Annotated in this window: 6 protein-coding genes; all 6 read left to right on the top strand. The window is 70.3% G+C overall.

All coding sequences use genetic code 11. The features are described from left to right. Positions 1–854 precede the first annotated feature (854 nt). Positions 855–1,352, top strand: coding sequence for a hypothetical protein (locus AB0947_RS42480; protein WP_366755712.1), 498 nt, complete (start codon positions 855–857; stop codon positions 1,350–1,352). Between the two features lie 1,637 nt (positions 1,353–2,989). Next, positions 2,990–4,750, top strand: a complete 1,761-nt coding sequence (locus AB0947_RS42485) for an ATP-binding protein (protein WP_366755713.1) — start codon at positions 2,990–2,992, stop codon at positions 4,748–4,750. Positions 4,751–4,876: 126 nt separating this feature from the next. Then, positions 4,877–5,296 (top strand): roadblock/LC7 domain-containing protein, encoded by a 420-nt coding sequence (locus tag AB0947_RS42490; protein WP_366755714.1) that lies wholly within the window; start codon positions 4,877–4,879, stop codon positions 5,294–5,296. Beyond that, positions 5,293–5,649: a DUF742 domain-containing protein gene (locus AB0947_RS42495; RefSeq protein ID WP_366755715.1), complete on the top strand. Its 357-nt coding sequence runs from the start codon at positions 5,293–5,295 to the stop codon at positions 5,647–5,649. The genes AB0947_RS42490 and AB0947_RS42495 overlap by 4 nt, the downstream gene beginning before the upstream one ends. Further along, positions 5,630–6,247: an ATP/GTP-binding protein gene (locus AB0947_RS42500; RefSeq protein ID WP_366755716.1), complete on the top strand. Its 618-nt coding sequence runs from the start codon at positions 5,630–5,632 to the stop codon at positions 6,245–6,247. Before AB0947_RS42495 ends, AB0947_RS42500 begins: the two co-directional genes overlap by 20 nt. Continuing rightward, a complete protein-coding gene (locus tag AB0947_RS42505; RefSeq protein WP_366755717.1) occupies positions 6,244–7,509 on the top strand; it encodes a cytochrome P450 in 1,266 nt (421 codons plus the stop codon). Before AB0947_RS42500 ends, AB0947_RS42505 begins: the two co-directional genes overlap by 4 nt. The last annotated feature ends 90 nt before the right edge of the window (positions 7,510–7,599 follow it).

A 7,599-nucleotide genomic window follows, 5' to 3' on the forward strand; every position in this document is an offset into this window, starting at 1 on the left:
AGCACAGGCACGGACCCGGGCGCGGCGGCCGCCCGAGGGACCGCACAGACGGCAACGCAACGACACACAAGCCCAACCCAGCCGGACGGAACACCGCAGACCGACACAGCACGACGACCCACACACGACCCGACCGGACCAGGAACACGACACACCACCACAGGCAGGAACACACCAACACAGCCACACAGGCACGAACCCACCAGACCACCACAGAACGACACGGAACAGCGCGGAGACGCGGAACGGCGCGGGCGCAGCGGCACGGGCGCAGCGGACCGGACGCGGCCGCAAGACACAAGACGGCAAGCGGCCCGACCTCCGCGACGGCAGACAGGCAGACAGACAGGCAGGCAGGCAGGCGGCGGACGCCACCCGGAACGAACGGACAAGCGGGGGACGCCACCCGGAACGGACGGACAGCAATCAAGTACCGCACCGACGACACGGCCGGACAGCGCACGGACATCACGGACAGGCAGCGCGCCCGTGCCCTCCGGGTCGACCGTGCCGTAACGGGGTCCGCGCGCCCAGGTGATCATGGCGACCAGAACTTCACTGGCAAGCCATATACGGTCCTGTGCGCGTGGGCCGAGAGCGGGCACGTAATGCTGCGTGAGGGGGTGGCATGCGACGAGGCGCTTTACGACCGCCAAGCTCGACCACTTGCAGCGGACAGCGCCCGGAAGTTCTTCGGCAGGCGGTAGCCGGGCTACGAAGGTTCGCCGCGTCGGCCCTGAGCGTCGCCGTGGCGGGTGGCCCGATGGCCGGCGCGCACGATCGGCTGCCGTTTGGGCAGTCGGCCTGGCGCCCGTAGATTTGGCCCATTGACCAAGCAAGGGGGAGGCGATCCCGTGGCAAGGACGATGGCAGAAAAGGTCGAACTCAGGCTCAAGGACGAGAAGTTGTCTGGTGAGCGGGTGCTCTACGGGGTACTTGCCTTCCGAGTCGGCGGGGTCCGGACGACGATGATCGGTGGCGCGGCCGGTCTCGCCGGGGCGGCCGGTGCAGCCGCGATGGCCGCGATTACCTCGCGCGGACAGGCGGCGGCGCCGGATGTGCCGCTCCAACTGCCCGGCCGGATCATCATCGCGCTGACCGACCAGCGGCTGCTCGTCTTTTCCGTCGGCGGGGTCATAGTAGGCAAACCCGGCAAGGTACTGCATTCCTTCGCGCTCGATCAAGTCGCCTGGGTCAGTGAGCCGGAACTGATCCCCGGCGCTGCGCAGGCGCTTCGCGTGCAGATCGGCATAGCCGAGGTGGGTGTTTTGGCCTTCGAGTACCCGAGGCTGAAAGTGAACGAGGGGCGCAACATGATCAAGCGCCTGGTCCGGGAGCTGCCGCAGGCTTGAAGTGGGGCAGCGTACGATTCGGCGGTCTCGCGCTGCCACACCCCGGTGACCATCCGACCAGACAACAACCAGCGTGGGAGGGGGGCCCAGCGACCGCTGGGTCAGCGGTCAGCCTTTGCGGCGCGGGCCTGCCGGCCGCGCGGAAGCGAGAGCCGGCACGTGTTCCTCCCTGTCGGCGCCGGCTCTACCTCCAGGAGGGGTGGTGGCGCATCTTCCGCAAGGCCGCCCTCGTCGGCCAGTCCTTCGCCGGACCACCCGAAACGAACACGGCACCCGCCAGGCGACATCCCAGCTCAACGCCCGAGCGGGCCCCTGGATATGGGCCAGACCCGCCCCACCCATCAGGCGCATACGCCGCCGATATGTGTACTGACAGCGACCTACCCCACCACAACATCCGCTGACCAGCCCTTTAACACCTCACCCCAGAACATCACCACCGACTCTCACTATCACCAACGCGTAACCGAGGGATCGGGCGCGCCCTCGTCCTCGGACCCCTCCGCTGCGCGCTTCCGCCGGACTTCCGTTGTGGCACGGTGGCGGGCCAGGCGGTCGGGCAACGGATCCGGGCGAAGCGGTCGCTCCGGAGCGGTCGCTCCGCAGGAGGAAAGGCACCTCTCATTCCTACATGCGCGGGACAGCGGAGCCGGGGCGCCACGCCCGGGTCACGTTCCGGCGGGGGTCAGTACGCGCACGGGCCAGCTGAAGCTGGATGAGGCGGGGACCGGTGGTGATTCCCGTGGGACCGCGTCCGGTTCCCGCCACGCGCGCTCACGGGGCCGCCGGGTGACTCACCGGCTCACTTGAGGGCCGTCACCCGGCTGTAGCAACCCCCCTGCTCGCACTGTGAGTTGACCGTTGCCCCCTGCACTCGTTCCGGTCGCACACGGGCACAGACGCATGGTGAGTGGGGGCTTCAGGACGTACGTGGCGGCGCGAAGACGCACAAGGCGGGGATACCCGGTGCCGGCACTGTGCGGGTACTGCTCGTGGGCTGTTCCGGCGCGAGCGACGGCGGGCACTGGGCCGGTCCGGACGCCTCCTGCGCTGTGACCTCACCGGCCGGACAGCACGGGACGGCTGACACCGCCGCGCGCTTCAGGGTCGACCCCACGCGCGTCCCCACCACCCCGTCCGCCGCCCTTGACATGGTCCGTGCCATCACCGCGGCCCGGACAGCTATGGCCCGGGCTACGTCAAGTGTCACCCGTATGAGAGCGAGCCGGCCGCCTGGCCATCCTCTCGCGATCGGTGACCACGACGCCAAGGCCCTGGCGATGACGGACAGGCGGACGGTGATTGGCCGAATCTGTACACTCGAAACTTTCACAAACCGGCGCAGGACGTGCCGGGCCGAACACCGAGTCCATGAATGTCCGCCTTCGCACCGTCGCAGGACGGCGCCGCGAGCGGCGAACCTGCTACCACACACATGTGTGGTGATACTTGTTCCGCGACGAAGTGGATTCCTGGCCAGCCGCACGCATCGCCCGGGTATTTTCACCTCGCACGGTGGCTAGCATGAACGGCGACTCGCACCCGGAAGGGACACCGGCCTTCAGCTGCCCATCCGCGGTATCGGCGATGCTCACGTTTCACACTACCCCCGTATGCACGGACCAAGGGACCGCGGAATGTCAATGTCAGCTCGCGCGCGTCAGCGCCGAAGCGCGAAAGGGGCGGCGTCCGCCTCGCCGTTCGCACCGGCCGCGACCCTGATCCTCACTGCCGCGGGCGCCGCTGCCGTGGCCGCCCTCGCTCCCGCGGAAGGCCGGCGCTGGGTGGTGGGCACGGTGGTCGTCGCCTGGGTGTGCATCGCCGTGGTGGTCGGCCGGGCCTCGGCCCTGCTGCGCCGGGCTCAGCGGCGCGCCGCCGCGCAGGGGGGCGAACTGGAGTCGGCCAGGAGCGCATGGGGGCACCAGGTCGGCGAGACCTCCCGGCTCGTCGACGTGATCCTGCCGGACGTCACCCGGCAGGTGCGGGACGGCGGCGACGCCGAGCAGGTGCTGTCGGCCGTCGCCGTTCCTTCCGACCCGCACCTGCAGCGATTGCTGCGCTTGGTCGCCGGCGAGCTGTCCGCGTCGGCCGAACGCGCCCGTGAGGCCGAGGCTGAGGCCGAAGGCGTACGCGAACGGCTCGAGCGGGGCACGGCCGAGCTGAGGCGTCTGACCGAGGAAACGCTCCCCGCCGCCGTCGCCCTGCTGCGGGAGGGCGCCTCCGCCGACACCGTGTTCGCCCGGTTCGACTGGCCGCAGGACTCCCTGCTGCGGTCGTCGGCCGAACGGTTCGTACGTGAACTGGCCTACAGCGAGCGGCGTTCCGCCGCCGCGCAGGCCGCGTCCGCCAAGGCACTCAGCCGGGTCCAGGCCAAGACCGTGAGTATGCTCGCCGATCTGCGTGAGATGCAGGAACGCCATGGCGAGGAGGTCTTCGGCGACCTGCTGCGTCTGGACCACAGCACCTCGCAGCTCGGTTTGATGACCGACCGGCTCGCCCTGCTGATGGGCGGCCGCTCCAGCCGCGTGTGGAACAAGCCCATCGTCATGGAGAGCGTCCTGCGGGGCGCCGTCGGCCGGATCGACGCCTACCGGCGGGTGCGCCTCCACTCCTCCAGCGGGGCCGCGATCAGCGGCTTCGCAGCGGAGGGAGTCATGCACCTGTTGGCCGAACTCATGGACAACGCGGCGAACTTCTCGCCTCCTGTCGACGAGGTCCACGTCTACGTGGAGGAACGCAGTGCCGGTATCGTGGTCACCATCGAGGACAGCGGTCTGAAGATGTCCGACGCGGCCATGCGACGGGCGGTGGAGTCCGTGTCCGGCCGCGTCACCGACCTCGCCTCGCTGCAGGGCACCCGGCTCGGTCTGAGTGTGGTGGGGCGGCTCGCCGTCAAGTACGGCATCAGCGTCAGCTACCGGCCCTCCTCGCGCGGTGGCACGGGTGTCGTCGTCCTGATCCCGCCGCAGCTGATCGCCCAGCGGCACGAGCCCGTCACGGCCGAGCGACCGCGGCAGGCCGTGTCGGCCCCCCGGACGCCCTCGGACAAGCCCCGCGCGGCGCGGCCGTCACCGGCCGCGCCGCTCTCCACGGCCGCGGCCACACCCACGGCCGCAACCACGCCGACGCCGACGCCCACGCCGACACCCACGTCGGCCGAGTCCGCCGGGCGCAGTGGGGCCACCACCAATGGACTGCCGATCCGGTCCCCGGGCCGTGCCATGGCCGAGGCGGAGCGCACCCGGCATAAGCCGGCCGCTCAGAAGCCCGCCGACCCGGGCGAGTCCGGTCCCGCCCTCGACGCGGGAGCCCGGTTCGGCGCCTTCCACCTCGGTCGGCAACGCGCCGGCGGCACCCCGGCCGACGGGGACGCGCACAGCGCCGCTCCCGAGGCCTGAGACCGGCCCCTTCCCCGGCAGGCCGCAACAGCCCTTCACCCCGACACCGAACCGCCGCACTTCGCTGGATTGGAGGCACGGGGGCGGGTGGTGACCTCACCGGTCCCCCTCCGCCCCCCACCCATCATGGAGACCACCGACAACAGCCTGACCTGGCTCCTGAAGAACCTGCTGGAACGCACGCCGGGCACACGCCATGCGCTCGTGCTGTCCCGCGACGGTCTGAAACTGTGCTGGACGGAACACATGACCGTCGACCAGGCCGACCAGTTGGCGGCCATCTGTTCCGGCATGCAGGCGCTGTCCCAGGGCGCCTCCGTGGAGTTCGGCGACGGATCGGGCGGCGTCCGGCACTCGATGACCGCTTTCCACGGCGGCCTCCTGTTCATCGTGGAGGCGGGCGAGGGCGCGCACCTCGCGGTCGTCGCGCAGGAGAGCGCCGACCCGGGCGTCGTGGGCCACCAGATGACCGAAATGGTCGAACAGATCGGCGACCACCTGCGGGCCGAGCCTCGTCAGCCCGTCGACCGGGGCGCCCCGGCGTGATACGCAAGCCCGTGGACCTCGGCGACCCCGACCGGCTGTACATGGTCACGGGGGGCCGGAGCGAAGCCGATTCGTCCCTCGATCTGGTGACGCTGATCGTCAGCGAGTGCGAGCCCACCACCGGCATGCAGTCGGAGGACGTCCGCATCCTCGAGCTGTGCCGGCATCCCACCGCGGTGGTGGAGGTCGCGGCCGAACTGAGACTCCCCATCACCGTGGTGCGCATCCTGCTCGGCGACCTGTGCGCCCTGGGCAAGGTCAGCGCCCGTCACCCGCGTGCGGCCGCGTCCGTTGCGGGCCTTCCAGAAACCGCCCTGCTCCAGGAGGTGCTTCATGGGCTCCGCAACCTCTGAGCTGCCCTCCCAGCGCACACCGCTGTCCGAAGCGGCCGAGACCGGTCTGAAGATCGTCGTCGTGGGCGGCTTCGGAGTCGGCAAGACCACTCTCGTGCGCTCGGTCAGCGAGATCCGGCCCCTGAACACCGAGGAGGTGATGACCCAGGCGGGACAGGGCATCGACGAGACGACGGGGGTGGAACGCAAGACCACCACGACCGTCGCCTTCGACTTCGGCCGCATCAGCCTCAACGAGCGCATGGTGCTCTACCTGTTCGGCGCGCCCGGCCAGGAGCGCTTCTGGTTCCTCTGGGACCGCCTGTTCTCCGGCACCCTCGGCGCGGTCGTCCTCGTCGACACCCGCCGCATGCAGGACTGCTGGTACGCGATAGACCGGCTCGAGCACCACGGCACGCCGTTCGTGGTGGCGGTCAACCGCTTCGACGGCGACGCGAAACGGTTCACTCTCGACGAGGTCCGTCAGGCACTCGCCCTGGGCGAGCACGTACCTGTGATCGATTGCGACGCCCGCGTCCGGGCGTCGGGCAAGGAGGTCCTCATCGCTCTGGTGGACCACCTGTACACACGTGCACTGGCCAAGGAGAGCACCGCGTGAGCGACACGACCGGTTTCCCGTCCACGGACGCCCCTCCCCGGGGTTGCCCCGCGCACGGCTCCGCCGTGCCCCTGGCCGGACTGGAGTACCAGCAGACGCCTGCGCAGCTCTACCGTTCCCTGCGCAGGGAGCACGGAGCGGTCGCGCCGGTGCTGCTCGACGGCGACATCCCGGCCTGGCTGGTGCTCGGTTACCCCGAGGTCTGCTATGTGACGGCTCATGACGAGCTGTTCGCCCGGGACTCCCGCCGCTGGAACCAGTGGGAGCGCATCCCACCGGACTGGCCGTTGCTGCCGTACGTCGGCTACCAGCCGTCGGTGCTCTTCACCGAGGGCGCCGAGCACCAGCGCCGGGCGGGCGTGATCACCGAGGCCCTGGAGGGGGTGGACCAGTTCGAGCTGGCGCGCGAGTGCCAACTGATCGCCGCGCGGCTGGTCTCCTCCTTCTCCGGCAGCGGCCGGGCGGAGCTGATGAGCATGTACGCGCACGCGCTGCCCGCCCGCGGCGTGCTGTGGATGTGCGGCATGCCGGTGGGTGACACGGACACCGAGCGGCTCGTCGACGACCTGCGCATCTCCCTGGACGCCCGGGAGGGCGACGACCCGGTGGCCGCGTACACCCGTGTCGGCGAGCGCATCATGCGGCTGGTGAAGGAGAAGCGGGAGCGTCCCGGCCCGGACGTCACCTCCCGCATGATTCTCCATCCCGCGGGTCTCAGCGACGAGGAGATCGTGCAGGATCTGATCTCCGTCATCGCCGCCGCGCAGCAGCCGACCGCGAACTGGATCTGCAACACCCTGCGTCTGCTGCTGACCGACGAGCGTTTCGCGGTCAACGTCTCCGGCGGCCGGGTCAGCGTCGGGGAGGCGCTGAACGAGGTTCTGTGGCTGGACACACCGACGCAGAACTTCATCGGCCGCTGGGCCGTGCGCGACACACAACTGGGCGGGCGCCACATCCGGGAAGGCGACTGCCTCGTGCTCGGCCTGGCGGCGGCCAACACCGACCCGCAGATCTGGCCGGACCCGCACGCGGGCTCCGGCAACTCCGCGCACCTCTCCTTCAGCAACGGCGAGCACCGCTGTCCGTATCCCGCGCCGCTGCTGGCGGACGTCATGGCGCGCACGGCGGTGGAGACCCTGCTCGAACACCTTCCCGACCTGGTGCTGGCGGTGGAGCCCGGAGAACTGACCTGGCGCCCCTCGATCTGGATGCGTGGCCTGGAGTCGCTGCCGGTCGAGTTCACCCCGTCCGTGAGCTAGGGCCTGTCTGACAATTCGCGTCGTCGCCCGGAGGGCGGCCGCGCGGCGTCAGGTGCGTGCTCTCGGGGCGCCGGCCCCAGGCCCTCGTAC

It is taken from the genome of Streptomyces sp. NPDC047841 (assembly GCF_040704085.1).
GTDB lineage: Bacteria > Actinomycetota > Actinomycetes > Streptomycetales > Streptomycetaceae > Streptomyces > Streptomyces argyrophylli.

What these genes read in the sequence shown, in the direction of transcription:
- AB0947_RS42490 (WP_366755714.1), top strand. Translation starts at nt 4,877, where the DNA reads ATGGAGACCACCGACAACAGCCTGACCTGGCTCCTGAAGAACCTGCTG.
- AB0947_RS42485 (WP_366755713.1), top strand. Translation starts at nt 2,990, where the DNA reads ATGTCAATGTCAGCTCGCGCGCGTCAGCGCCGAAGCGCGAAAGGGGCG.
- AB0947_RS42500 (WP_366755716.1), top strand. Translation starts at nt 5,630, where the DNA reads ATGGGCTCCGCAACCTCTGAGCTGCCCTCCCAGCGCACACCGCTGTCC.